This is a genomic window from Noviherbaspirillum sp. (assembly GCF_036563305.1).
GTDB lineage: Bacteria > Pseudomonadota > Gammaproteobacteria > Burkholderiales > Burkholderiaceae_D > Noviherbaspirillum.
This window is the reverse complement of sequence record NZ_DATCMQ010000004.1, coordinates 159,515-185,031: the sequence shown is the minus strand read 5'-3', so window position 1 is coordinate 185,031 and position 25,517 is coordinate 159,515. Positions and strand designations below refer to the sequence as shown.

Below are 25,517 nucleotides of genomic sequence, written 5' to 3'. Positions count from 1 at the left end.
ATGCGGATGAAAGGCGCGAGGGGAAGGACTGTGTGGTCGGCATTGCCTCACCTGGATGAATGGGCGCTGCCGGCCCGGCGGAATGCCCGCGGCAGCGTTGCCTGATCTGGGGGAGCCGCGCTTCACCGGAAACCGCCGCCTGCGGCGGGAACGGCGGCCGGCAGTGCCGGGAGCACGGGCGCGGTTCCCGGCGAGGCATTACCCGGTCGCCGCAACGACCGGGCAATGCGCGAGCCGGGCTCAGGGCGTGTTGGCGCTGCCTGCTTCGCCGGGCTTGCCGGCATGGAGGGATATGGCGCCGGCTTGCGTGACCTTGCTCAGCGCGTGACTCGGACGGTCGGCGACATACAGGTTGCCGCTACCGTCGATCGCCAGCCCTTCCAGCGACTGGAACGGGGCGCCGCTTGCGGTTACCGCCGACACCGTGCCGTTCGCGCTGACCTTGCTCACCCTGTTTCCTGCAGCGAGGAAAACATTGCCGGCGCCGTCGGCAGCGATGGCGAAGGTGTCGCGGAAAGTCGCCGGGCCGGTTTCGCCGGCGATCGTGCCCGCCATCGTGGTAACCGAACCGTCGGCCGCGACCTTGCGCACCAGGGTGCTGCCTTCCGGAATGTTCGGTGCCGGCGGGCCGAACCAGTCGGTGACGTACAGAGTGCCGGCCGCATCCAGCGCGACGCCCTGCGGTCCCAGGAAGGAAGCCGCGCCCGCTGCGCCGTCGACCCTGCCGCGTGTGCCGTAGGTGCCTGCATGGGTGGCGACCACGCCACTGCTGCTGATGGTGCGAATCAGGTAGTTGCCGGAATCGGCGACATAGACGGTGCCATCGGCAGCCGCGGCGATGCCCCAGGGACGGTTGAAGCGCGCGGCGCCGCTCGCGCCGTCGGCGTAACCGGCGGCGCCGGAAACGCCTGCCAGCGTCGTCACCAGGCCGGAAGGAGCGATCTTCCGGATGGCGCTGTTGTCGGCGACGTAGACGTTGCCGCCGGCGTCCACCGCGATACCGGTCAACGCCGAGAAACGTGCCGCGCTGCCGGTGCCGTCGCTGCTGCCGCTGGCGCCGGCCGAACCCGCAAGTGTCGTCACCGCACCGTTCGCTGCAACTTTTCGCACCACGAAGTTGGCGCTGTCGGCGACGTAGAGGTTGCCGCTGGTATCGATTGCAAGGCCGACGGGTTGATTGAAGCGTGCCTCGGTTGCATCGGGAAGCGTCTGCTCGACGGGCGTTGCGTCTCCGGAAGGCGTGATGCCCCGCACCGGTGCTGCACCGCTGGTGTTGCTTGCTCCTGAGGAAGACCCGCCGCCACCACCGCCGCATGCGGCGAGCAAAGCACAAAGGACGCCGACGGCGATTCGATTACCTGGATTTGATTGAAACACGTGTCACCTCGATCATGATGTAGCCCCCTGAAAACTTGTTTTTTGGCCATCATGTCTGACGGGTGTGGACGCCTGCTTGAGAACCGTCAACGGGGTGCTGCGAGGACAGTTTGCTGTTGTTTCTTCGCCCTTGTTCTGCTCGGAAATGAAGTTCTGAAAGTTGTGATGCGCGAGTGAAAAACACGCATTCCGCAACCCGCCACGGCAACGCGATTTCGGCTTTCGCCACAGCTGGACTCGTGCCGGCTGCCGAATAGCACGGCGGAACCAGATGCGTATAATGCATCGCCGGAAACAAAGGAAAACCACGCCTACGCTTCGGGCGGCCTGTCGGTATCGTTCTCCGAAGGCAAGGTTCCTCTTCGCACGGAACGCAAGGCCCTTTTTCAAATCTGCCACGCATGCACACCAAAAACGACAAGCGGCAGCAACTCATCGACTCGGCTTTCCGTCGGGCGAGCGGCAATGCGGCGGCGGACGACGGCGTGCATGCGTTGCGCCGCTGGCGTCAGCTTTCCGTAAAACTCGTGCCCCTGGTCGGCGACGCCGGTTTCACGGCGCTTTACGCCCGTGCTCTCCGTCTCGCGGCCGCGGACCAGCCTGGGATTACGGTCGACGAGACGGCCAGGACGATTGACGCGCTTTTCCGCATCCTGGACCAGGACCTGGCCGCTGCTGCCGGCGGGAACGCGGCGAATACACGCCTGATTGAAATTTTCACGGGATTGCTTGCCGCGCTGGTCGGTGATGCGCTCACCAACAGCATCCTGGCATCGGCCTGGGTGGAAGAGCAGAACGGAATGGAAACAAAGGAGAAACGCAAATGACCGGAAAAGTGACCCTGGGCAAACTGTCCACCGGTGTCCCGGGGCTCGATGTTCTTTTGGGCGGTGGCCTTGCCGAGTTCTCCTTCAATCTCATCGCCGGCGCGCCGGGGAGCGGCAAGACGACGCTGGCGCACCAGATCATGTTTGCGCTGGCCGGGCCGCAGCGCAAGGCCTTGTTCTTCACGGTCCTTGGCGAACCGCCGATCAAGATGCTGCGCTACCAGCAGCAGTATGCGTTCTTCGACCTCGCCAAGGTCGGCGTCGACATCGAGTACATCAACCTTGCGGAGGACCTGCGCAGCGGCGACTTCAGCGGCGTGCTCGAGCGGATCACGAAGGAAGTCGAAAGCTTTTCGCCCGGACTGGTCTTCGTCGATTCCTTCCGGTCGGTAGTGCAGACGGCGCGCGGCGGCAATGAGGGCATCGCGGACCTCCAGCAGTTCGTGCAGGAGCTCGGCACGCGGATGGCAAGCTGGCAGGCGACCACATTCCTCATCGGCGAATACATGCATCCGGAGACCGAGGCGAATCCGATCCTGACCGTTGCGGACGGATTGGTCGCACTGTCGCAGCAGGTGACGGAGAACTCGGTCATCCGCAAGGCGCGCATTGTCAAGATGCGAGGCCAGGCGCATCTCGGCGGTTTTCATACCTTCCGCATCAACGACCGCGGCATCGAGATTTTTCCGCGCATTCTGCCGACGCTTGCAGCGGACCGTCACCCGGGCACGCCGGTGGACACCAATCCCCGCCGCGTCCCCACCGGCACGCCGGGCCTGGACGCCCTGCTGTGCGGCGGACTGCCCGCCGGCCACTCGGCGCTCCTTGTCGGCCCTACCGGCGTCGGCAAGACGATACTCGCCACGCACTTCCTTGAGGAAGGCGCGCGGCTGGGCGAGAAGGGCGTCGTTGCCACGTTCGAGAAGGGGGCGTCCCGGCTGCGGAACGCGCGGCTGGCGGACCTGATCCAGGCCGGACATGTCGTGGCCGTCGAGCATCGCGCGATCGACCTGCCGGTAGAGGAGCTGCTCGACGACCTGCTCACCGCAATCCGCCAGTCGGGCGCCACCCGCGTGGTCATCGACTCGCTGTCCGAGCTGGGTCTTTTCCTCGCGCCGGAGTACAGGAACAACTTCCGCGAGGCGGTCTTCCGCATCCTCACTTCGCTGGCAAAGAGCGGGGTCAGCGTCATCGTCACCCTGGGCCTCGAGGACCGCTTCACGGACATGCGCTTCTCCCATTCGGAAATATCCTTCCTGACCGACGCCGTGATCGCGTTGCGCTACGTCGAGGTCGACAGCCGCCTGCAGAAGCTGATCACCGTGGTCAAGGTGCGCGGCAGCGGGCACAGCAGGGAATTGCACGCATTCGAGATTACCGAGCGCGGTCTGGAGATCGGCGCCGCGATGCCGCAGTACGAAGGCCTGTTGTCCGGGCGCCCGCTGCAGCGCCGGTCCGACAACGATGTCGAGTAACGCCGACATGGCCGACCGGGGCGACGGGCAGCCGGAAGACCCGCAGCGGGCACATGAACTGCTCGCGCAACTGCGTGACGCCAACCAGAACCTGCTCATTGCAGCGGTCGACGCGCAGGCGCGGCGTGACGAAGCCGAGGCCGCCAACCGCCGGCAGAATGAATTTCTCGCAATGCTCGCCCATGAGCTGCGCAACCCGCTGGCGCCGATCGGCATGGCCGCGGCCCTGCTGGAGCGCCTCTCCGGAGTCCATCCCGACCTGCCGCGCCTGCACGGCGTGATCCAGCGCCAGGTCGAGCAGATGGCAAGGCTGCTCGACGACCTGCTCGACGCGGCGCGTGTCAGCAGCGGCAAGATCGTTCTGCGCAAGAAGGTCGCCGCGCTGGCCGAGGTCATCGAGCGTGCGGTCGAGACCGTGCAGCCCAAGATGCATCAGCGCCAGCAGCAACTGCGGGTGAGCCTTCCCGACCAGGCTCTGGCGGTCGAATGTGATCCTGCGCGGCTGGCACAGGTGTTCTCCAACCTGCTCTGGAATGCCTCGAAATTCACGCAGGAGGGTGGCGCAATTTCCCTGTCTGTCGAACCGGACGGGCAAGGCGCCAGGGTGATTGTCGAAGACAATGGCATCGGCATCACCCCGGACCTGTTGCCGCAGGTGTTCGAGCTGTTCCTGCAGGGACCGCGCGGACTGGCCCGCTCCGAAGGCGGCATGGGCATCGGCCTGAGCGTCGTGCGCAGCCTCGTGAAAATGCATGACGGGACGGTCGAGGCATGGAGCGAGGGCAGCGGCAAAGGCAGTCGCTTCACGGTCACGTTGCCTTGTGCGCGCCCGGAGGACATCGCGCAGGATGGGCGGCGAAGCGGCAAGGCCAGCGCACGGGCAAGGGTGCTGCTGATCGAGGACAGCGCCGATGCAAGTGCCATGTTGCGCGAACTGTTGACGCTGGAAGGGCACAGCGTGAGCTGTGCAGCGACCGGTCCCGACGGACTGGCAATGGCGCTGGCTGACGTCTATGACGTCGTCGTCTGTGACATCGGCCTGCCGGGCATGGATGGCTATCAGGTTGCGCAGCAATTACGTGCCCGGCATCCCCACCCGCCGCCGCGCATTGTCGCCCTGAGCGGGTATGGCGGCCCGGAGGACAGGAGCCGCGCCGAGCGCGCCGGTTTCGACCACTACCTGGTGAAGCCGGTCGATCCCGACGCCCTGCTGATGCTCCTCGGCCCGCACTGATCATCCGCCGGCCAGCGAGCGCAATGCCGCTGCCGTCTCCGCGTCGGCGGGGAAGAAGGATTCCAGCGCGAGCTCCGACAACGTGACATCGACCGGCGTCCCGAATACCGTGATGGTGCTGATGAAGGACAGTACGCCCGCCTCCGTGCGCAACTGAAACGGCACCGCGACGCCGGAGAATTCGCCGTGCCGTCCATCCGGCGGCGTCCCGGCTTGCGGGGGAGCGGGAAAGGCGGACAGCTCATCCAGCAGTTGGCCGAGAAACGGGTCGCCGCTGGCGGCGATCTGCCGACGCAAGCGCTCGAGAAGATGGGTGCGCCACTCATGATAGTTGGCGATGCGCGGGGCCACGCCCTGGGGATGCAGGCTGAGCCGCAACACATTGACCGGCGGCGTCAGCAGGGAGGGATCCACACCGGCCAGCAGCGGCGGAAGGGCCTTGTTGGACGCGACGAGGTTCCAGTGCCGATCCACCGCCAGCGCCGGATACGGCTCATGTCCGGCCAGCACCAGTTCCATCGCCTTGCGGGCCGGTTCCAGCTGCGGCGAGTCGAGCGGACGCTGCGGAAACATCGGTGCGTATCCGGCCGCGACCAGCAGCGCATTTCGCTCGCGCAGCGGTATGTCGAGGCGTTCGGCCAGATGCAGCACCATCTCGCGGCTGGGCAAGGAACGCCCGGTCTCCATGAAGCTCAGGTGGCGGGTCGAGATCTCGGCTTCCAGCGCGAGGTCGAGCTGGCTGAGGCGGCGTCGCTGGCGCCATTCGCGCAGGTGCTCTCCGACGGGGCGGGCAGTGGTCATCATGGCCGGATCATAGCCTATCGCCGGCCGGCACCCCATTACCTCCAACGTAATCGACTGCATGCGCGGCGCCCACGATGATGAACTCAGCGCGGCATCAAGGCGCGCCGCGATTCCACCTCAACCTGAAAGGAAAATGCCATGATTTCGCTCGACTCGCCCCTCTTCCTCCGTCGTGTCCTGCTTGCCGACGCTGCCGCGAGCGGCGCAACCGGCCTGTTGATGAGTCTAGGCGCCCAGTCGCTGGAACCGTTGCTTGGCTTGCCGGCGGCCCTGGTGCAGGCCGCCGGGTTGGTATTGCTGCCGTTTGCGGCCCTGGTGGCCTGGGTTGCAACACGTCGTCCAATCCGCCACGGCGGCGTATGGGCGATCATTGTCGTCAACGGGATCTGGGTGGTGGACAGCATCGGCCTGCTGCTATCAGGATGGGTAGCGCCGACCGCCCTCGGATACGCGTTCGTGCTGGCGCAGGCGATCGTGGTGGCCGTGTTTGCCGAGCTCGAGTTCACGGCAGTGCGGCGCCCCCGGGCGGCTGCGGCATACTGAAGTCGCGTGGCCGGACGCGGCCTCGCGCGTCCCGCGCGGCGGGACGTCCGGTCCGCTCAAGGCGGATCAGTAGCGGGCGCGGCGAACGCCGCGTCCCATCATGCGTGCCTTCATCTGCTTCCATAGAAAACCGGCCACCGCCAGCATGATCATCTTTCTCATCTGAACCTCCATTGGTCAAGCCCTGCGCAAAACGCGCATCTGCTGGCTGTATGACCCGGTCGCCGACTGCTTGTTCCTTTTGCCACTTCCTTCGCTGCTTTCCTTCCTGCAAGCAAGCGCTCGCAGGGCGAACGGCCGGGCGCCGCGATTGCATGATCTCAAGACGGCGGAACCGGGCGACCGCGATGATGATCATTTCTCACTCACCCGACATCGACGCGGCCGGTACCGGCATGAAACATTCCGAGATTCGCAGACAACGGATACTGAAGCTGTTCCGCGCCAGGGAATTGCTGACTGCCGCGTTGCTCGCGTTGTCGCTGCTCGTGACTTACAAGTTGTGGGATACCGCGCAGCGCGCCGCCGACCAGACCGTGGAAACCGCGTTCAATTTCGGCGTGCAGGAATCGAACGAGCGCATCCGGCAACGCATCGCCATCTACGAGCAGGTGTTGCGCGCCACCGTCGGCTTCTTCAGCGCGGCCGAGGAGGTCACGCGAGGAGAGTTCCGGGCCTACGTCAATGCCCTGTCCCTGCCCGAAAACTTCCCCGGCATACAGGGCATCGGTTTTGCACAGGTGATCCCTGCGGCGGATCTCGATCGCCATGTTGCCGCCGTTCGCGCGGATGGTTTTCCCGAATATACGGTTACACCGGAGGGCCCGCGCGACATGTATACGTCGATCGTGTACCTCGAACCATTCTCCGGCCGCAACCTGCGCGCCTTCGGCTTCGACATGTACAGCGAGCCGAACCGGCGCCAGGCGATGAGCGAGGCGCGCGACGAAGGCCGGCCGGCACTCTCCGGCAAGGTGATCCTGGTGCAGGAGGGGGGCGGCGCGATCCAGTGGGGATTCCTGATGTACCTGCCTGTCTACCGCAACGACAAGCCGCACTCGACGCTGGATGAACGGCGTCGCAACCTGGTGGGTTGGGTGTATGCGCCGTTTCGCGCGGAGGACTTCATGCGCGGGATCGGCGAGTCCAATACGGACCTTGACGTCGAGATATACGATGGCACGGACATCACGTCCGCCGGACTGATGTACGACGCCCATGAGAACATCCGCGCCGCCGGTCTTCCCATGCACAGCAAGAATGCGCTGGTCGTCGCCGACCGCACCTGGACAGTGGTGCATGGCGCCTTGCCCGCTTTTGACGAACGGATGCGATCGGACCGGCCGCAACTGATCCTGCAGGCGGGGGTGAGCATCAGCCTGATGATTGCGCTGCTGACGTGGCTGTTCCTCGATGATCGCGCCCGTGCACTGCAGGCCGCGGACCAGGCCCTGCAACTTGCCCTTTACGATGCGCTCACCGGCCTCCCCAATCGCAAGCTGCTCGACGAGCGGGTGGGGCAGGCGCTGGCCAAGGCGCGGCGCAGCCAGGGCAGCATCGCGCTGCTGTTCATCGACCTCGACCGCTTCAAGCCGGTGAACGACAACTTCGGCCATGCGTATGGTGACCTGCTGCTGAAGGATGTTGCGCTCCGGCTGCAGGGATGCATGCGCGAATCCGATACCGCGTCGCGCCTCGGCGGCGACGAGTTCGTCGCACTGTTGACCGACATCGACGGCGAGGCGGCCGCCCGCAAGGTAGCGGACAAGATACTGCAGCGACTGACGGCGCCCTACGAGGTGGCAGGCCATACCTTCCATATCTCGGCAAGCATCGGGGCCGCGCTGTATCCGCAGCATGGCAGTGACGGCAAGACGCTCGTCAGGAGCGCCGACCTGGCGATGTATGAGGCGAAGAATGCAGGCCGGGCGACGGTACGCTTTGCTCCGCCAGTATCCTCGTCCGGAGGCGGCCCTGCGGCTGCAGGCTAGTGGTCGCGGAATTTCTCGACGCGGTTGCGCCCCATCCGCTTGGCCTCCAGGAGGGCGTTGTCGGCGGCCTCCGTGAGTCGCGCCGCCGTATGCACCATCGGGAAGCTGGCGAGGCCGGCGCTGAAACTGGCGTGGAGCGCGCCGCCCGGATGCGCGTGCGGCAGTTCGGCAAAATCGGCGCGGATGCGATCGATCACCGGCACGGCCTGGTCCAGCGTCACACCGGGCAGCGCGACGATGAACTCCTCGCCGCCATAGCGGCCAATCAGGTCCACCGATCGCAACCGGCCCTTCAGCAGCCATGCCAAGCCCCGGATCACCTGGTCGCCGACCGGATGGCCATATGTATCGTTGATCGACTTGAAGTGGTCGATGTCGATCATCGCCACGGTCAGCGCCGCATGCGCCTCCGCTTCCTCCATCAGCGCCGACAGCCGGGACTTGGCTGCCGTATGGTTGAGCAGTCCGGTGAGGCCGTCGAGACGGGTCGAGCGCTGCACCTCGCGGAAGCGTTCAATGCGGGTCTTGACCACGGCGGCCAGCAGTACCGGGTTGAAAGGCTTCATCAGGAACTGGTCGCCGCCGAGTCGCAAGGCTTCGACCTGCATCGCCACTTCGGATTCGCCGGACAGGTAGACGATGGGAAGCGCGTTGTATGCAGTCATCTGCCGCAGCACCCGGGTCGCCTCGACGCCGTTGAAGCGCGGCATGTGCATGTCCATCAGCACCAGGTCGGGCCGGTAGTCCGCCAGCACCTCGAGCAGGGTGCAGGGATCGTTGATTGCCCGCGTGTCGATGCCATGCTGTGCCAGCGTGCGCTGTATCAGCGCGACCGCGACGCGCGAATCCTCGACGACCAGCACCCGATATTGTTCCTGCTCCTTGGTCTGCACCAGGTCGAGCACGCAGTTGAGCACCATGGCCGGCTGGTCTTCGGCGGGAATGGTGATGTCGATGCCGGCCCGCATCAAGTCGACGATGGGCTCGATGGCGGACTGGACGCCAAGGTAGACCAGCTGGCTGGCGGGGCAGGCAGCGCGTATCGCCGAGATGCGGGCGTATTCATCCGGAAGCGCGTCATCGCCCGCCGGGACGAACAGCACTGCAAGCGGCTTGTCGGCCGGCAGCTGCCCGTCGTGCCATCCGATCCGGCTGACCTTGAACCCGAAGAACTGCAGCTGGCTGGTGAGTGCATCCGCCATCTCGATCCGTTCGTCGGCGGCAGTCATCCAGACGGAACGCGGTTTGATCCAGTCCGCGCCGGACGCCGGCGCCATCTCTTGGTCGCGCCGCCCCGTGCGCGGCGCGCGCGAACTGGCGACCGAACCGGCCAGCGCATCCAGCTGGCGCTGCAGCGACTGCATGTCCTGCGCAGGGATGGGATGGGTGCCGGGAGCGCCGAGCCGCATCAGGGCGGCGTTCTCGAGTCCTTCGCACAGCCGGACCAGTCCGGGCAGGCGCATGCGCGTGAAATATTCGGCGAGGCTGTTGACGGCGACCGCAAACTCGATGAACTGCTCGAACCCGCCTTCCGCCGCATACCGGTCCCAGCGGCTTTGCAGCACGTAGAGCCGGTCCTCGATCGAGTTGGGGGAAGTCAGTGACATTGGCGTTGACTAAAAGTAAGCGGGCATTATGTCCGAACGGGTATCCCACGGCAACGCTGTTGCTCATCGTGCACACGCGGGCAGGGTGCAAATGAAAGCTGGCGGGTTGCAGAACATTTCACCCCTCCATGCATCCAAAAGGAAGGCGCAGGCACTTGCCGGCATCCATCGACATCCATCGGTACCCAAAGACATCAACGGCGCATGGACTGCAACCCGCTGCCGGGAAACTTACTTATCTCATGAACGAAAACCTGCACAGTGTCCTGCGTTACCTGCAAGAGAACAAGCTGAAGCTCGTCACCGCCGAGTCCTGCACGGCCGGCCTGGTCGCTTCCACGCTTGCCGAGGCGCCCGGTTCGGCGAGCTGGCTCGAGTGCGCATTCGTGACGTATTCGCCGCAAGCCAAGATCAGCTGCCTCGGCGTAAAAGCGGAAACGATCGAGCGGTACAACCTCACCAGCGAGGAAGTGGCGCGGGAAATGGCAGAGGGTGCGCTCCGGGCAAGCCGCGCGAACGTGGCAATCGCAGATACCGGCCTTGCCGGCCCCGGTGGCGATGGTGAAATACCGGTTGGGACCGTCTGCTTCGCATGGTCGTTCCAGCAGGGCGAGCGTGTCGTGACCTTTTCCGAAACCCGCCGGTTTGCCGGCGACCGCAACGAAGTGCGCCAGACTTCCGCCGAGTACGCGCTCAGCCGCATCTGGCACTACCACAGTACCTTTCTCGAACAGCAGAAGCGGGCCTGACCGAACGGACCGGATGTTTTCCACCACTTACAGGAGTCCTTGCAATGACCGATCCAGTGATCCGAGCGTATGACACTCTCGAAGCAGCCCAGGCCGCGCGGCAGGCGCTGGTCGACGACGGCTTCGATCCGGAGGTGATCGAAGTGCGCGTGATGCAGAGCGAGTCCGGCCCGGTGAAAAACAACGGGCTGCTCGACGACAAGGACACCGGTACGGGCCCCAAGGACGAATTCGGTTTCGAGGAGCGCACCGATGCCTATGGCAACTCGTCGCCGGAATGGGGCGCGAGCGTGCTGCTGACGGTGGCGGCGGAAGATGACGCGCAGAGCGGACGGGCGGCGGACATCATGGGCGGCTTCGGCGCCGTCGATCCGCAAAGTCGCACACGCCATATTCAGCCGGGCCGGTCGGGAAGCAGTTTGTGAATCTTCCGTTTTTAAGAAGAAAAACTCCGTGTAAGTTCGCTTTTTAAGACTACCCCCGGCGTTTACCATCGGGACTCCGAAACATCCCTGGAGTCCCGAATGAAACGTGTCATTCTTTTTCTTGGCACTAACCTCGCCATCATGCTGGTGCTTGGCGTTTCCGCCAGCCTGCTCGGCGTCAACAAATACCTTACGGCGAACGGCCTCAACCTCGGCACGCTGCTCATATTCTCCGGCCTGATGGGCTTTGGCGGCGCGTTCATTTCGCTCTTCCTGTCCAAGCCGATCGCCAAGTGGTCCACCGGCGCGCGCGTGATCGAGAGCCCCTCCAACGAGACGGAACGCTGGCTTGTCAACACCGTAGCGGGGCAGGCGCAGCGCGCCGGGATCGCCATGCCGGAGGTGGCGGTCTACCAGGGCGAGCCGAATGCCTTTGCCACCGGCGCCACCAAGAACAGCTCGCTCGTCGCGGTATCCACCGGCCTGCTCGAATCGATGACGCGGCAGGAGGTGGAGGCGGTGCTGGCGCACGAGGTCGCACACATCGCCAACGGCGACATGGTTACCCTGACCCTGATCCAGGGCGTGGTCAACACCTTCGTCACCTTCCTCGCGCGCGTGGTCGGCTACGCGGTGGACCAGTTCCTGCGTCGCAATGACGAGCAGAGCAGCGGCCCGGGCATCGGCTATACGGTGACCGTGATCGTCTGCGACATCCTGTTCGGCATCCTCGCCAGCATCATCGTCATGTACTTCTCCCGGCAGCGCGAATACCGCGCTGACCGTGGCGCCGCAAGCATCCTCGGCACGCCGCGGCCGATGATTTCCGCGCTGCAGAGGCTGGGCGGCATGGCGCCGGGCGAACTGCCGAAGAGCATGGCCGCGCATGGCATTTCGGGCGGCGTTGCGGGCCTGTTCTCCAGCCATCCTTCGATCGAGGAGCGTATCGCCCGCCTGCAGCAGGCCCAGTAATGGAAGGGTGACGGCGCTTTCGGTGCAGGCGCCTTGAAGCGGGGGCGGATGGAAAAGCAGTGGACTCTCTGTTTCAGGCGCATGCGGAACCGGTTCCGTCACGGGCCTCTTTCGTTCTCGTCGCCGGGATGGCGCAGCGGGTCACTGCCCCTGCAGCGGCAGGTCCACATGAAAGGTAGCGCCCTCGCCGGCTGTGCTGTCGTATCCGATGGTGCCGCCGTGCTCCTCGACGATGCGCTTGCAGATGCTCAGGCCGAGCCCGGTGCCGCCGCGGCGGCGTGCATTGCCCGATTCCGCCTGCGCGAACTTCTGGAATACGCGGTCCCGGAAATGCTCCGGCACGCCTTCGCCTTCATCCATCACCGAGACGCGTACCCGTCCTGGCCCGGTCGTACCGGAAAGACGAACGATGCCGCCGGGCGGCGAAAACTTGACGGCATTTGACAGCAGGTTGACAACCACCTGGATCATGCGGTCGCGGTCGGCCAGGACCGGAAGCGCCGCGGAAGCCGGCTGCAGGTTCATCTGCACCTGGTATTGCGAAGCGTATCCCTGCATCGCGTCGAAAGCTTGCTCGAGAATCGACCGCAGGTCGTGTGGGCGCATGTCGAATTCCATGTTGCCGGATTCGATGCGCTCGACGTCGAGCAGGTCGCTGATCAGGCGCACCAGGCGATCGCAGCTCTTGCTTGCAATGCTGACGAGTTTTTTACCTGCTTCCGGCAGGGCGCCGGCGGCGCCGCCGTCAAGCAGCGACAGCGAGCCCTGTATCGATGTCAGCGGCGTGCGCAATTCATGCGACACGGTCGCGACGAACTCATCCTTCAGCTGCGCCATCTTCTGCAGCTCGGCATTGGCCCGCGCCAGCCGTTCCTGGCTTTCAGCCAGTGCGCTGAACGCCGCATCGCGCTGCAACAGGCTCAGGTAGGCATTCGACAGGTAACGAACACGCGCGAGCAGCTCGATCTTGTCCGGCCATTTCACCAGGTAGTCGTTGGCGCCGAGAGCGAAACCCTGCGCCTTCAGTTGCGGATCCTCCCGGCTCGACAGCACGACGACCGGCACCTGCCGCAGCGCAGGATGCGTGCGAAATTGCTGCAGCAGCGCGAAGCCGTCGACCTGCGGCATCACCAGGTCCTGCAGGATGACGGTGGGCCGTTGCGCCAGCGCGGTGGCGATCGCCGCATGGGGATCGGACTCGAAGCAGTAGTCGACATCGGGCTGGTCGCTCAACATGCGGCGAAGCGCTTCAGCGATGAATGGCTGGTCATCGACCAGCATTACCTTGATTCTGGACGCGCCGGTATCGGCCTGGTCCTTGTGCTGCTGATCGTTGGGCATGGGTGGTGGCGTCGGGGGTTCGGCGTCGCAGGATTTCCATAAGTGTAGCGAGAAAGCCGGCTGGCCGGGCCCCGTGCCTCCTGCCCGCTAGATCGGGAAAACCAGGCAGGTGGTGGTGGCGTGCGCGTACAGCCGGCCCTGCACGTCCGTAATGCGTCCTTCCGCGACGGCAACCTGGTTGCCGACATTGATGACGCGCCCCTCCGCCCGCACCGGCCCGGTCTTGTCGGTAAGCGCCCGGATGTAGTTGACCTTCAATTCAAGCGTCGAGTAGCCCTTGCCCGCCGGGAGGACGGAATGGATGGCGCAGCCGACGCAGGAATCCAGCAGCGTTGCTGCATATCCGCCGTGCACCATGCCGATCGGGTTGTAGTGCTGCGGGCCGGGCGTCCCCTGAAACACCATCCGCCCGTGGTCGGCGAGGATAGGCACGAAATCGAGCAGCGCGGCGATCGGCGCCGGCGGCAGCACGCCGCGCTTGATGTCTTCAAGGAATGCGATGCCGGTGCGCTCGCGCAGCTGTTCCCTGGTCGCGACCCCCGGCGGCAGCAGCGCGGGTCGGACTGCAGCTTCGTCTGCCTGCCACTGGGCGAGGATCTCTGCTTCATTCATGCGTCTCTCCAATTAAAAAAAGTATGCGTCGGCCCGGCGGGCGGAAAACATGTATATACACTATCATACATTTCTTGCACCGCCATTCATGCGCGCATGAACCCTTGTCTCCTCCCTGGGCGGTCCTGTCAGGGATTCGGCCCGCCCCGACGCGGGCCGTTTTTTTGTCGCCAGCAGCGCGTCCCCTCAATGGTCCGGCAACGAACGAGAGGGGAAAACCGCCTTTGTGTGAAGCTGCACGGCCGGCCGACGTCATGCGCAGCCCCCGCACCCTTGCGGGGGCGAGGCATGCAGCAAACCGCCGCGGTGAGTTGATAGTAAAATGCCGTCAAAACAGGCTGGCCATCGATCTTCCCCCTCGGTGACGGTTTGCTTCTCCTGTCATCCGTATCGGGGCTCCAATGGAAAAAGTGTCGCCGGCCTTGTCCGCATTGCGCGACGCCACGCGCGCGCTCCACGAACAACTCGAAGCGTCGTTACCGGTTGCGTCCCGCGACGCCGGACGCGAGGAGTTCGTGTGCTACCTGCAGGACATGTGGGGCTGGCTGGCGACGTTCGAGAAGCGCCTCTGGAGAGCGAACTGGCCGGAGGCGCTGGTCGCGCCGGCAAGGGCGGACAAGCTGGCCTGGATCGAGCAGGACCTGCGCGCGTCGGGCATGGCGCCGGCGGAGATCGCAGCCTTGCCCGTGGCCGGCTACCGTCCGGCGCTCGCGACCGCGGCGCAGCGGTTCGGCGTCGCCTACGTGATCGAAGGGGCGCAACTCGGCACGCGGGTTCTGGGGCGTGCGCTGGCGCCGGCGCTCGAACCCTGGTCGCCGCGATGGCTGCAAGGCTATGGCGACGAGCAGGCAGGTTTCTGGCGCAGCTTCATTGCATGCGCCGAGGCTGAACTGGACACACCCGAAGCACGCCGCGATGCTGCTGCCGCCGCGGCGGATGCATTTGCTTCACTGGCAGCATGGTTCGCGCAGCGCCAGCGCTTGCGCGTTGGCTGCAATTGACGATGTGATGCGTGGCACCCGACGCCACGGACATCAAACTGGCATGGGACATGGCGACAAAGACGCATTCCACCGTTGACCTGAGCGCTTGCGCTAACGAGCCGATCCGCATTCCCGGCAGCATACAGCCGCATGGTTTCCTGCTTGCGCTCGACGCCGCCGGCGTGATCGTCCAGGTCAGCGAAAACGTTGCCGAGCATCTCGGCCGTACGCCGGACGCGCTGCTTGGAAGCGGGCTGCATCCGGTGCTCGGCGAGCAAGCTGCGCGGCAGGTAGCGGCCGAGCTGGCGAAAGGCGAGGTCGGTCCCCGGCCGTCCTATCATGGCGCGATCTCCGTCGGCGGTTCCAATTACGATCTGCTTGCCCACGCCTGGGACGGTCTGACGATACTCGAATTCGAGGCCGTCAACCGCCAGGCAGCCGCGGATTTCCGCCACCTCTATCCGCTGATCGGCAACTTCCTCTCGGCGCTGCACGATACCGACACCGTCGAGGAGATGAGCGTGCTTGCGGCAAGGGAGATCAAGCGCGTCTCCAAGTACGGCCGCGTGCTGGTCTACCGGTTCGACAACGACGGCCACGGCCATGTGGTCGCCGAGGTGCGCGACGACGAATACCACGCCTATCTCCACCAGCGTTTTCCGGCCTCCGACGTACCGAGCCAGGCCCGCGAGCTTTACGTCACCAGTCGCATCCGGCTGATTCCGGATGCAGACTATGTCCCCGCCCGGCTGGTGCCCGCCCACAATCCCCTCACCGGCCAGCCGACCGACCTCGGTCCTGCCGCGCTGCGCAGCGTGTCGCCGGTACACCTGCAGTACATGCGCAACATGGGTACCTACGCCTCGATGTCGGTATCGCTGGTCATCCGGGGCAAGCTGTGGGGGCTGATCTCCTGTCACAACGCGGCGCCCAGCTTCGTGCCGTTCGAGGCGCGCGCGACCTGCGAGCAGCTGGCCCAGATCCTGGCGCTGCGCATCGAGTCGCGCGAAGACAATGACGAATACAACTATCGCCTCGAATTGCGCAGGATCCTGGTATCGATGCTGTCCGGCCTGACGCAGGGCCCGAACTTCGTCGAGAACATGAACTCCGTGGCGCCGCAGTTGCTGCGCTTCGCCAGCGCATCCGGTGCGGCGATCCTGTTCGAGGACCGGCTGGTCTGCTACGGCGACGCGCCGGAAGAGGCAGAGATCAGGCGCCTGGCCGAATGGCTTGGCGCCAACTGCCACTCGGACCTGTTCCATACCGACGCGCTGTCGTCGGTCTACCCGGGCGGCGCCCCGATCAAGCGCAACGCCAGCGGCGTGCTGGCGCTGCCGATTTCCCGCATCCACAATCACTATGTGATCTGGTTCCGGCCCGAGATCCTGCATGTCATCGACTGGGCGGGGAACCCGCATGCGAAGGCCGCGGACGGCGACCCGAGGGCGGCCCTCACGCCACGTACCAGCTTCGAGACCTGGCGCGAGACGGTGCATGGCACGAGCGCACCGTGGCGGCCGAGCGAGCTCGAGATGGCGCTCGAATTCCGCACCTCGCTGCTCGGCATCGTGCTTGAGCGCGCGGAACAGATGGCGGAGCTGGCGGAAGAGCTGGGGCGGGCCAACAAGGAGCTGGAAGCGTTTTCGTACTCGGTCTCGCACGACCTGCGGGCGCCGTTGCGCCACATCGTCGGATTCAGCGACCTGCTGCTCGAGTTCGAGACCGGCGACGCATCCGAGCGGCGGGTGCGCTTCCTGCGCAACATCAAGGATTCCGCCCGCTTCGCCGGCAAGCTTGTCGACGATCTGCTCAGCTTTTCTCAGATGGGACGGGCATCGCTGCGCCCCACACTGGTGAACATGACGGACCTGGTGCAGGCCTGCCGCGAGAAGCTCGCGATCGAGATCGGCGATCGCCAGATCGAATGGGAGATTGCCGACCTGCCGACGGTGCACGGCGACCCCACCTTCCTGCAGCTGGCGGTGTACAACCTGTTGTCGAATGCCGTAAAGTACACCGGACCCCGCGAGCAGGCGAGGATCCGTGTGAGCGCCGAGGAGACCGAAGCCGAACACCTTTTCCATGTCCGCGACAACGGCGTCGGCTTCAACAAGGAATATGCGCACAAGCTCTTTTCGGTGTTCCAGAGGCTGCACCGCATGGAGGACTTCCAGGGCACGGGAATCGGGCTGGCGAACGTCCGCCGCATCGTCGAGCGACATGGCGGGCGGGTGTGGGCTGACGGCGCAATCGATGGCGGGGCATGCTTTTCGTTCTCGCTACCCAGGCAAAACTCAATCGGATAGGCGCGACCATGTTGAAACCGATCCTGCTAGTTGAAGACAATCCGAACGACCTCGAGTTGACGCTGATTGCGCTCGAGAAGAGCCGACTGGCAAACGAGGTGGTGGTGGTGCGGGACGGCGCGGAGGCGCTCGAGTACCTTGAGTGCCGCGGTGCGTTCTCGCAGCGGCCGACCGGAAACCCGGCGGTGATCCTGCTCGACCTCAAGCTGCCCAAGGTGGACGGCCTCGAAGTCCTGCGCCATATCCGGTTTTCCGAAACGCTCAAGAGCACCCCGGTGGTGATGCTGACCTCGTCCCGCGAGGAGCAGGACGTGGTGCGCAGCTATCAGCTGGGCGTCAATGCCTACGTGGTGAAACCCGTCGATTTCGAGGAGTTCGTGCGCGCAATCTCCGATCTCGGCGTGTTCTGGGCGGTGCTCAACGAGCCGCCCCCCGGATCGACGCGCTACATCCGCAAGACCTGATTCAGCCGCGGTTCCGGGGCAGGTTCAGCAGTTGCCGGATTTTCTGCGACAACGCTTCCGCGGTGTACGGCTTGGGCAGCAGGTTGATGCGCGGATCGAGTCGCCCGCCATGGGCAATCACGCCTTCCGAGTAGCCCGACGTGAATAGGACCTGCAAGCCGGGCAGCAGCGTACGCGCCCTGTCGGCAAACTCCACACTGGACAACGGGCCCGGCATCATCACGTCGGTGAACACCAGGTCCACGTGGGTCCCGTTCTCGAGGATCTGCAAGGCGTCCTGAGCGTCGGCTGCCTGACATGTGCGGTAGCCGAGGTTGTTGAGCAAGACGACGGTCGTGTCCCGGACGTCATGTTCGTCCTCCACCACGAGTATTGTCTCCTTGCCGCCCACCATGGTGGCGTCTGCCGGCGCCAGACGCGCTGGCGCCAGCTCCCTGCAACGCGGCAAGAAGATCTTCACGGCAGTGCCGCGCCCCGGCTCGCTCTCCAGGCGGATGTGGCCGTCGCTCTGCTTGACGAAGCCGTAGGCCATGCTCAAGCCCAGGCCGGTGCCCTGTCCCGCAGGCTTGGTGGTGAAGAAGGGTTCGAATGCGCGCTCCAGGACATCCGGCGGCATGCCGCTCCCGGTATCGGAGACCGAAATCAGCACATAGTCGCCTTCGCCGCGCTCGGGATAGTTCGCCTCGTCTCCGCCGGGCACCGCATTCTGCGCGCGGATCGTCAGGCGACCGCTCGGCCCCATGGCATCGCGCGCATTCAGCGCGAGGTTGAGAATGACGTTCTCGAGCTGGCTGGGATCGACGCAAATGTTCCATAACGCGTCTTCCAGCAGCGTTTCCACCGTGGTGAGTTCGCCGAGGGAGCGCCGCAGGAGTTCCGACATGTCTCGCAGCAGCCGGCCGGGGTTGATGACCACCGATTGCAGCGGCTGCCGGCGGGCGAAGGCGAGGAGGTGCGCCGCGAGCTTGGCTCCACGGTCGACACCGACCGAGGCGGCCGCGATGCGGCTTTGTGCGGCATCGTTCCCGCGCGTCATCAGGCGCAGCAACTCCAGGTTGCCGCTGATGACCTGCAGGACATTGTTGAAGTCGTGCGCGACCCCGCCTGTCAGCTGGCCGATCGCTTCCATTTTTTGCGCCTGATGCAATGCCGCCTGGCTCTGCGCAAGTTCTTCCGTGCGCTGCAACAGCTCCTGCTGGCTGCGCCGCAGCGACAGGAAGGCCTCGTCACGCTGCTTGCGCGTGAGGTGGGCGCCGGCATGGTAGCGAATGCGGGCTGCGAGTTCGCGCTTGTCGGGCCACTTCACCAGGTAATCGTTCACCCCTTCGGCAAAGGCGCGCACCTTGACATCGGCGCTGTCCTCGGATGACAGCAGGATGATGGGCAGCTCCTGCGTGCGCGGATCCGCACGCATTGCAGCCGTGACGCCGAAGCCGTCGAGTCCCGGCATGCGCAGGTCGACCAGCACCACGCTAGGCAGCACGCTGGCGGCGGTCGCGACTGCGGCAGTCGAATCTGCCAGGTACTGCAGCCGGATGTCGTCCTGCTCGACGAGCATCTGCCCGACGAGGTCTTCCGCCATCTGCTGGTCGTCAATAAGGAGGACGGTATGGAATGTCGATCCTGTCTTCATTGTTCGGAGACGGTCACCGGAAAGGGCTAGGCGGCAGCGCCGAAGGGGAACTGCAGGCGTTCGGTGGCGAGGGCGATGCGCAATCCGCTACCCTGGCTGCTGCCCGGCGCCGCGGCGCTTGCCGCGCACGTCGTCCAGCACTGCCTGCATTTGCGCAAATTTCACCGGCTTGGCGAATACCCGATCAAAACCGGCCGCGATGGCCTGGTCGCAGGTCTCGGCGTTGTCGTATCCGGTCACCGCGATCAGCCAGGTGCGCTCGAGATCGGGCATGGCGCGGATCTCGCGTGCGACGTCAAATCCGTTCTTTTCGCCCGGCATGCTGATGTCGCAGAAGATGATGTCGGGGCGGAGGCTGGCCGCCTTCTCCAGTCCTGCGACGGCGTTCCACTCGATGTCGGCCTTGCACCCCAGCACTTCCAGCAGATCGCTGAACAGCCTGGCGAGGTCGCGGTTGTCCTCGACGATCAACGCGTGCAAGGGGGCGGAATTTTGATCGGACATGTCAATGGTGGTTGTGCGAGGGCGAGCCGGCAGGACGCCACGCAGGGTTCAATGGACTTCGTATTCTAACGGATCGGAAATATTGATTCTTGTCATACGTTAAAAAAGGCGGGCTGCGCCATTGTAAAAGCTGCCGGTCCCCCAGCCGATCCTGCGCGCGGTGGAGAAGGGCGGCCTCCCGGGCCTGGCTTTTGCATCAGCGGCAGCACATGTTTTTGACAGGAGGAACAGTGGAGAGATTCAAGGACAAGGTGATCATTGTCACCGGGGCCGGCTCCGGCATCGGCGAGGCGACCGCCCGCAGGTTTGCCGCCGAGGGCGGGGTCGTGGTGCTCGCCGGGCGTACTGCCGACAAGCTGGAAGCGGTAAGGCGTGCGCTGCCGCAGGAACGGACGATGGTCCGGGTGACGGATGTGGCAAAGGGCGAGGACGTCGAGGGGCTGGTGCGGGACACGGTTGCCCGGTTCGGCCGGATCGACGTCCTGGTCAACAACGCCGGCATCGCGCCGGAAGGGAAGATTACCGAGGCCAGCGTGGAGGACTGGCGGCGGGTGATGGCAACCGACGTCGACGGCGTCTTCTACGGCTGCAGGGCAGCGATGCCGGAACTGGTCAGAAGCAGGGGCTGCATCATCAACGTGTCGTCGGTTTCCGGGCTGGGCGGGGACTGGGGGATGAGCTACTACAACGCCGCAAAGGGCGCGGTCACCAACTTCACCCGTGCGCTCGCGCTGGACCATGGGCCGGATGGCGTGCGTGTCAATGCGGTCTGTCCAAGCCTGACGCGCAGCAATCTCACGCAGGACATGTTCGACGATCCGCGGATCATGGAGAAATTCCGGGAGAGAATACCCGCGGGGCGGGGCGCCGAGCCGGAAGAGGTGGCGGCGGTCATCGCGTTTCTGGCCAGCGAGGATGCACGGTTCGTGAATGGCGTGAACCTGCCGGTCGACGGCGGGTTGACCGCTTCCAATGGTCAGCCGCCGATGGTCTAGCCTCTAGTGCCGGTGCCGGTGCACCGCGAGCGTGCCGGGGCGGTCGCCGCGCATCCACTGCGCGAGACGCGCGATGACGAACGACAGCAGTGCGACGGCGGCAACCGAGACGACCACGACGCCGGCGAGGGCGACCATCAGTACCAGACCGATGGTACCCAGCGCCGCCAGGGCGGCAAGCTTCAAGCGCCACCACGGACCCAGCATGTTCTTGATTGCCGGCCCCGGTTCGGGCGCGGCGCCGGGTTTCGTTGTCGTCTCGTCGACGACTTCCCATTCCACTTTGTCACTCATGTGTGCTTCCTGAAAAACTGAAGACAAGGCCGTATGCTAAACCACGGGATCGCCCCGAAAAAGCGCATAAAACTGCGCGATGCCTTCGAAAAAACGGGCGGCGGCGATACTCCCGGGAGCATCGCGCCTGTCAGCCGTTTTCCAGCAGCGTACGCAGCTTGTCGGCGCGGGACGCGTGGCGCAGCTTGTTCATCGCCTTCGCCTCGATCTGGCGGATGCGCTCGCGCGTGACGTCGAACTGCTTGCCCACTTCCTCGAGCGTGAAGTCGGTCGCCATGTCGACGCCGTAGCGCATGCGCAGCACCTTGGCTTCGCGCGGCGGGAGCGAGTCGAGTACTTCGCGGATCACTTCGCGCATCGACGCATGCATCGCCGCATCGGCCGGCGCCACGGTGATTTCGTCCGCGATGAAGTCGCCGAGCAACGCGTCGCCGTCATCGCCCATCGGCACGTCCATCGAGATGGGTTCCTTGGCGATCTTCATGATCTCGCGGATCTTCTTCTCGGGCATGTCCATTTTCGCCGCGAGCGTGGCGAGGTCCGGTTCCGATCCGGTCTCCATCAGGATCTGGCGTGAGATACGGTTCATCTTGTTGATCGACTCGATCATGTGCACCGGCACCCGGATTGTGCGCGCCTGGTCCGCGATCGCCCGCGTGATCGCCTGGCGGATCCACCATGTCGCGTAGGTCGAGAATTTATAGCCGCGGCGGTATTCGAACTTGTCCACGGCCTTCAGCAGGCCGATATTGCCCTCCTGGATCAGGTCGAGGAACTGCAGTCCGCGGTTGACATACTTCTTGGCGATCGAGATCACCAGCCGCAGGTTCGCTTCCGTCATCTCGCGCTTGGCCTGGCGGGCACGCTTGTCGCCGGTGGCCATCTGCTTGTTGATGCTGCGCAGGGCGGTCAGCGGCAGTTCAACGCGCTGTTCGAGGTCGAGCAGCTTCTGCTGGTATTCACGGATGGCCGGCGCGTTGCGACGCAGGATCGCGCCATAGGCGGCGCCCGCATCGGCCTCGCGTTCCACCCAGTCGAGGTTGGTCTCGTTGCCGGGGAAGACCTCGATGAAATGCGTGCGCGGCATGCCGCATTTATTGACCGCGATGTCGAGGATCTGCCGTTCGACCTGGCGCATTTCTTCCACCTGGGCGCGCAAGGTGTCCGACAGGCGCTCCACCACCTTGGCGGTGAAGCGCATGCCGAGAAACTCCTGGGCGATGGCCGATTGTGCCTCCCGGTAGGCCGGCGAGCCGTAGCCGCCGGCGGCGCGCGCCTCGCGCATCGTTGCAAAGCGCGCCGCGATCGCGGCGAAGCGCGCCAGTACATCCTGGCGCAGCTCTTCCATCTGCTTCTCGGTCATTCCAGCCGCGGGCGTCACGGCACCGTCGTCATCGTCTTCCAGGTCCTCGTCCTGCTCGTCGGCATCGCCGTCGTCATCCGCGTCGGCATCGGCCGCCACCGCGGCAACCGGCTCATCGGCGTCGGCCAGCCCGTCGATCACTTCGTCGACCTTGGTTTCGTCGCGACCGATGCGGTCGGCCATGGCAAGCAGTTCGGCGATGGTGGTCGGGCACGCGGAGATCGCCTGCATCATGTCCTTCAGGCCATCCTCGATGCGCTTGGCGATGTCGATCTCCTGCTGCCGGGTGAGCAGCGGCACCGAAGCCATTTCACGCATGTACATCCGCACCGGATCGGTAGTACGGCCAAAATCGGAATCGATCGCCGACAGCGCGGTCGCCACCGCCGCCTCCGCCTCGTCTTCGCTCGAACCGCTCACCACGTTATCGGACAGCAGCAGCGTCTCGGCGTCGGGGGCCTGGTCGTAGATCTCGATGCCCATGTCGCGGAAGGTGCTGACGATGCCGTCGATCGCCTCCGGGTCGACGATATCTTCCGGTAAATGGTCGTTGATTTCCGCATAGGTCAGGTAGCCGCGTTCCTTGCCGAGGCTGACCAGCACCTTGACCTGGGCGCGCTGCGCTTCGAGGTCACGCTCGGTGCGGGGTGCCCCGGCCTGCGTATCGCGCGACTTTGCCCTGGACACCGCTTTCAACTCGGCGCGCTCGACCGCGTTCAGCGCGGCGATCTCGTCGTTCTCGGACGGGAATTCCGAAGGGCGGCGGCCGCGGCGGGCCGGCACCTTGGCGCTCGGCAGCGCATAGGAGGACGTGTCGATCTCCGCGAGGGCGGCAGGATCGGTGGTCTGGGTAACGGCGGACTGGGTGCCGGCAGCCGGCGTTTCCGGCGTCGCTGCCGGCGCCTTGGTTACTGCGCGCGCAGTCTTGCGCACGACGGTCTTCGGCTTGTCGGCGGCTTCCGCCGGGCGCTCCTCCGGCACCTGCGCGGGCGCGCCGAGCGCCGGTGCGCTACCGGCGTCCGGCGCGTCCTGCAGCGCGGCGCGACGCGGCCGCTTGGTCACGACCGTCACCTTGGCTGCCGCTTGCTGCTCGGTGTCCGTGCTTTGTTCGACTACGCGCGCCCCCTTGGCAATGCGGGATCGGGTCGGCGCATCGCCGCTGGGTTTTGCGGCGAGGGTCAAAGTCTTGGCTTGTTTGGTCATTGCGTGGATATCTGTACGAACTCGTGCCCTTGTTCAAGTAGCGACCATCCAGCCGATGGCGGGGCGCGGCGGGGACGAAGCGTGTCGCCGCATGCGTGGTCTCTACGTGACGGAGGCAAAAAAATAGAACGAACGAAGTGGGAGTTGAAGCTCGACGATTGGTTCAGAAAACGTGCGGCCGCCTGTGCAAACCGGTTTTTCCGACGGGAGCAAAAAATGCGAAGGCCGAATTATGTTTCATTGTGTCAAAGAAGTCTATCGCTACCGTCAGGTTTAGGACCGCCACTCGCATCAAATAGTTGCGACAGGCGGTGCCGTTCTGCGCGGTGGCGTTCTGCGCGGTGGCGATCGACGGTGTCGTTCGACCGCGGGATTATGTTGGTCTTTTGTGTCTGCTCAATCAGGTTCGTGTCGCCTGTCACGCGGCGGTCATTCCCTGCTTCCTATAATTTCTGCTAGATGCGTTGCAGCGATTACGGAGGATGCGATGGGCAGGACCTTGCACAACAAAATTCGACTCGGGAGCCGCCTGTCCCTGATGCGCCTGATCCGGCGCGCATTCAGCGCCGCCAGGTGATCCGTCGTTTACTGCTATCAGCACCGCCCTCCGTGGTTCGCTGGGTTCGCAGCAGCTGATAATTGGTGGCGGAACGCGCGCTATCAAGTGCATCCGGCGCCGGCGCGGCCCGGCGAAACCTTCGGCGTTTGCCTTGATCTGACCAGCCGTGCACCGCATGCCCGGCGGCGCTCCCCTTACCGGCTTCTGCGCCACGTCCGCCGGTACAACAAGCTCCGCCGGTGTGCTTTTCCGAACGCGTTCCTTGTCGCCGTGCCAAGCGTCGACCGTGTCGCATCGACTTGTTTGTCGTACGTGAAAATACCGAGGGCGAGTACCGGCAGCGGCATGTCGCAGGCGGGAAGGCAGGCGGGCAGCGCGACGATGGACAAGGTCGGCGGTGGCCATGGCGGAAATGCCGCGCGCGTCTTCGAAACCCGAGCAGGAGCAGCTTGATGAGGAATCGCTTCAAGGCGGCATTGCAAAGCGGCAGGCCGCAGATCGGCTACTGGCTCTCGCTGGCCAGCCCCTATTCGGCTGAAATTTGTGCAACGGCGGGCTTCGACTGGCTGCTGGTCGATGGGGAGCATGCGCCCAACGATGTGCGCAGCATTCTGGCGCAGCTGCAGGCACTGTCCGCCCATCCCTCGCAGCCCGTGGTGCGGCCGGTTTCCGGCAGCACGCCGCTGCTCAAGCAACTGCTCGACGTCGGCGCCCAGACCTTGCTGGTGCCCATGGTCGACACGCCGGAGCAGGCAAGGGAACTGGTGCGCGCCGTGCGCTATCCGCCGGAAGGCGTACGTGGCGTCGCGGCGTTCATCGCGCGCGCCTCCCGCTGGGGCCTGGAGCCTGACTACATGGCGCAGGCGAACCGCGAGGTCTGCCTGCTGGTGCAGGCGGAGACCCGGGCGGCCATCGACAACCTCGACGGCCTGTGCGCCGTGGATGGCGTGGACGGCGTCTTCATCGGACCGGCCGACCTCGCGGCCTCCCTTGGCCACCCCGGCGACCCCGGTCATCCGGCGGTGCGAGCGGTAATCGACGACGGCCTGCGGCGTATCATCGCCAGCGGCAAGGCGGCAGGCATATTGAGCACCGACCTCGCGCAGGCGCAGCGTTACGTGCAGATGGGCTGCCACTTCGTGGCGGTCGGCATCGACGTAGTGACGCTGGCGGCCGGAGCTCGCCGCCTGCGGAAGGCGTTTGGCGGCGACGACGCAGCGGCACCGGTCGCCGCTTACTGAGGAACATTGCCG

General features: G+C 65.0%; 22 protein-coding genes. 13 read left to right on the top strand and 9 right to left on the bottom strand.

Annotated features, from left to right (window positions below; genetic code table 11):
* Nucleotides 1-240: 240 nt before the first annotated feature.
* Nucleotides 241-1,254 carry a hypothetical protein gene (locus VIM12_RS01825; protein WP_331939899.1) on the bottom strand — a complete coding sequence of 338 codons (1,014 nt, stop codon included), beginning with the start codon at nucleotides 1,252-1,254 and terminating at the stop codon, nucleotides 241-243.
* 524 nt (nucleotides 1,255-1,778) lie between these two features.
* Between VIM12_RS01825 and VIM12_RS01820 the strand changes: the two genes are divergently transcribed.
* From VIM12_RS01820 to VIM12_RS01810, 3 genes are read left to right on the top strand one after another with little or no spacing between them, the layout of a single operon-like run.
* On the top strand, nucleotides 1,779-2,204 hold the full coding sequence (locus VIM12_RS01820) for a hypothetical protein (RefSeq protein ID WP_331939898.1): 426 nt from the start codon (nucleotides 1,779-1,781) through the stop codon (nucleotides 2,202-2,204).
* Entirely contained in the window at nucleotides 2,201-3,679 is a 1,479-nt protein-coding gene (locus VIM12_RS01815; protein WP_331939897.1) for an ATPase domain-containing protein, read from the top strand. The genes VIM12_RS01820 and VIM12_RS01815 overlap by 4 nt, the downstream gene beginning before the upstream one ends.
* Nucleotides 3,669-4,913 (top strand): hybrid sensor histidine kinase/response regulator, encoded by a 1,245-nt coding sequence (locus VIM12_RS01810; protein ID WP_331939896.1) that lies wholly within the window; start codon nucleotides 3,669-3,671, stop codon nucleotides 4,911-4,913. The genes VIM12_RS01815 and VIM12_RS01810 overlap by 11 nt, the downstream gene beginning before the upstream one ends.
* Here VIM12_RS01810 and VIM12_RS01805 read toward each other — a convergent pair whose 3' ends face one another.
* Nucleotides 4,914-5,717, bottom strand: a complete 804-nt coding sequence (locus tag VIM12_RS01805) for a helix-turn-helix transcriptional regulator (RefSeq protein WP_331939895.1) — start codon at nucleotides 5,715-5,717, stop codon at nucleotides 4,914-4,916.
* 138 nt (nucleotides 5,718-5,855) lie between these two features.
* Here VIM12_RS01805 and VIM12_RS01800 point away from each other — a divergent pair, with 138 nt between their 5' ends.
* Both VIM12_RS01800 and VIM12_RS01795 read left to right on the top strand, forming a co-directional pair.
* A complete protein-coding gene (locus VIM12_RS01800) occupies nucleotides 5,856-6,260 on the top strand; it encodes a hypothetical protein (RefSeq protein WP_331939894.1) in 405 nt (134 codons plus the stop codon).
* A 347-nt stretch (nucleotides 6,261-6,607) separates the two neighbouring features.
* Nucleotides 6,608-8,251, top strand: coding sequence for a CHASE domain-containing protein (locus VIM12_RS01795; RefSeq protein ID WP_331939893.1), 1,644 nt, complete (start codon nucleotides 6,608-6,610; stop codon nucleotides 8,249-8,251).
* On the opposite strand, the gene VIM12_RS01790 is transcribed toward VIM12_RS01795, so the two are convergent.
* Nucleotides 8,248-9,858, bottom strand: a complete 1,611-nt coding sequence (locus VIM12_RS01790) for a diguanylate cyclase (protein WP_331939892.1) — start codon at nucleotides 9,856-9,858, stop codon at nucleotides 8,248-8,250. The two genes, VIM12_RS01795 and VIM12_RS01790, sit on opposite strands and share 4 nt — an antisense overlap.
* 242 nt (nucleotides 9,859-10,100) lie before the next feature.
* Between VIM12_RS01790 and VIM12_RS01785 the strand changes: the two genes are divergently transcribed.
* The 3 genes from VIM12_RS01785 (at nucleotide 10,101) to htpX (ending at nucleotide 12,004) form a co-directional block, all read left to right on the top strand.
* Complete coding sequence (locus VIM12_RS01785; protein ID WP_331939891.1) at nucleotides 10,101-10,607, top strand: CinA family protein; 507 nt, start codon at nucleotides 10,101-10,103, stop codon at nucleotides 10,605-10,607.
* Between the two features lie 44 nt (nucleotides 10,608-10,651).
* A complete protein-coding gene (locus VIM12_RS01780; RefSeq protein ID WP_331939890.1) occupies nucleotides 10,652-11,032 on the top strand; it encodes a hypothetical protein in 381 nt (126 codons plus the stop codon).
* Between the two features lie 99 nt (nucleotides 11,033-11,131).
* On the top strand, nucleotides 11,132-12,004 hold the full coding sequence (gene htpX, locus VIM12_RS01775) for a protease HtpX (protein WP_331939889.1): 873 nt from the start codon (nucleotides 11,132-11,134) through the stop codon (nucleotides 12,002-12,004).
* A gap of 141 nt (nucleotides 12,005-12,145) precedes the next feature.
* Here htpX and VIM12_RS01770 read toward each other — a convergent pair whose 3' ends face one another.
* Both VIM12_RS01770 and VIM12_RS01765 read right to left on the bottom strand, forming a co-directional pair.
* On the bottom strand, nucleotides 12,146-13,345 hold the full coding sequence (locus tag VIM12_RS01770) for a hybrid sensor histidine kinase/response regulator (protein WP_331939888.1): 1,200 nt from the start codon (nucleotides 13,343-13,345) through the stop codon (nucleotides 12,146-12,148).
* A gap of 87 nt (nucleotides 13,346-13,432) precedes the next feature.
* Nucleotides 13,433-13,957: a PaaI family thioesterase gene (locus tag VIM12_RS01765; protein ID WP_331939887.1), complete on the bottom strand. Its 525-nt coding sequence runs from the start codon at nucleotides 13,955-13,957 to the stop codon at nucleotides 13,433-13,435.
* 401 nt (nucleotides 13,958-14,358) lie between these two features.
* Here VIM12_RS01765 and VIM12_RS01760 point away from each other — a divergent pair, with 401 nt between their 5' ends.
* The 3 genes from VIM12_RS01760 to VIM12_RS01750 are packed head-to-tail and all read left to right on the top strand — an operon-like array spanning nucleotide 14,359 to nucleotide 17,713.
* Nucleotides 14,359-14,958 (top strand): biliverdin-producing heme oxygenase, encoded by a 600-nt coding sequence (locus VIM12_RS01760; protein WP_331939886.1) that lies wholly within the window; start codon nucleotides 14,359-14,361, stop codon nucleotides 14,956-14,958.
* A gap of 50 nt (nucleotides 14,959-15,008) precedes the next feature.
* A complete protein-coding gene (locus VIM12_RS01755) occupies nucleotides 15,009-17,249 on the top strand; it encodes an ATP-binding protein (protein ID WP_331939885.1) in 2,241 nt (746 codons plus the stop codon).
* 8 nt (nucleotides 17,250-17,257) lie between these two features.
* Entirely contained in the window at nucleotides 17,258-17,713 is a 456-nt protein-coding gene (locus VIM12_RS01750; protein ID WP_331939884.1) for a response regulator, read from the top strand.
* Nucleotide 17,714: 1 nt separating this feature from the next.
* Here VIM12_RS01750 and VIM12_RS01745 read toward each other — a convergent pair whose 3' ends face one another.
* Together VIM12_RS01745 and VIM12_RS01740 are read right to left on the bottom strand one after the other, a co-directional pair.
* Nucleotides 17,715-19,346 carry a response regulator gene (locus VIM12_RS01745; RefSeq protein ID WP_331939883.1) on the bottom strand — a complete coding sequence of 544 codons (1,632 nt, stop codon included), beginning with the start codon at nucleotides 19,344-19,346 and terminating at the stop codon, nucleotides 17,715-17,717.
* 87 nt (nucleotides 19,347-19,433) lie between these two features.
* Nucleotides 19,434-19,850, bottom strand: coding sequence for a response regulator (locus VIM12_RS01740; protein WP_331939882.1), 417 nt, complete (start codon nucleotides 19,848-19,850; stop codon nucleotides 19,434-19,436).
* 209 nt (nucleotides 19,851-20,059) lie between these two features.
* Between VIM12_RS01740 and VIM12_RS01735 the strand changes: the two genes are divergently transcribed.
* Nucleotides 20,060-20,845: an SDR family NAD(P)-dependent oxidoreductase gene (locus VIM12_RS01735; RefSeq protein ID WP_414691733.1), complete on the top strand. Its 786-nt coding sequence runs from the start codon at nucleotides 20,060-20,062 to the stop codon at nucleotides 20,843-20,845.
* Between the two features lie 3 nt (nucleotides 20,846-20,848).
* Here VIM12_RS01735 and VIM12_RS01730 read toward each other — a convergent pair whose 3' ends face one another.
* Both VIM12_RS01730 and rpoD read right to left on the bottom strand, forming a co-directional pair.
* Nucleotides 20,849-21,139 carry a hypothetical protein gene (locus VIM12_RS01730; protein WP_331939880.1) on the bottom strand — a complete coding sequence of 97 codons (291 nt, stop codon included), beginning with the start codon at nucleotides 21,137-21,139 and terminating at the stop codon, nucleotides 20,849-20,851.
* A gap of 130 nt (nucleotides 21,140-21,269) precedes the next feature.
* Nucleotides 21,270-23,705 (bottom strand): RNA polymerase sigma factor RpoD, encoded by a 2,436-nt coding sequence (gene rpoD, locus VIM12_RS01725; protein ID WP_331939879.1) that lies wholly within the window; start codon nucleotides 23,703-23,705, stop codon nucleotides 21,270-21,272.
* 1,011 nt (nucleotides 23,706-24,716) lie between these two features.
* Between rpoD and hpaI the strand changes: the two genes are divergently transcribed.
* On the top strand, nucleotides 24,717-25,505 hold the full coding sequence (gene hpaI, locus VIM12_RS01720; protein WP_331939878.1) for a 4-hydroxy-2-oxoheptanedioate aldolase: 789 nt from the start codon (nucleotides 24,717-24,719) through the stop codon (nucleotides 25,503-25,505).
* The last annotated feature ends 12 nt before the right edge of the window (nucleotides 25,506-25,517 follow it).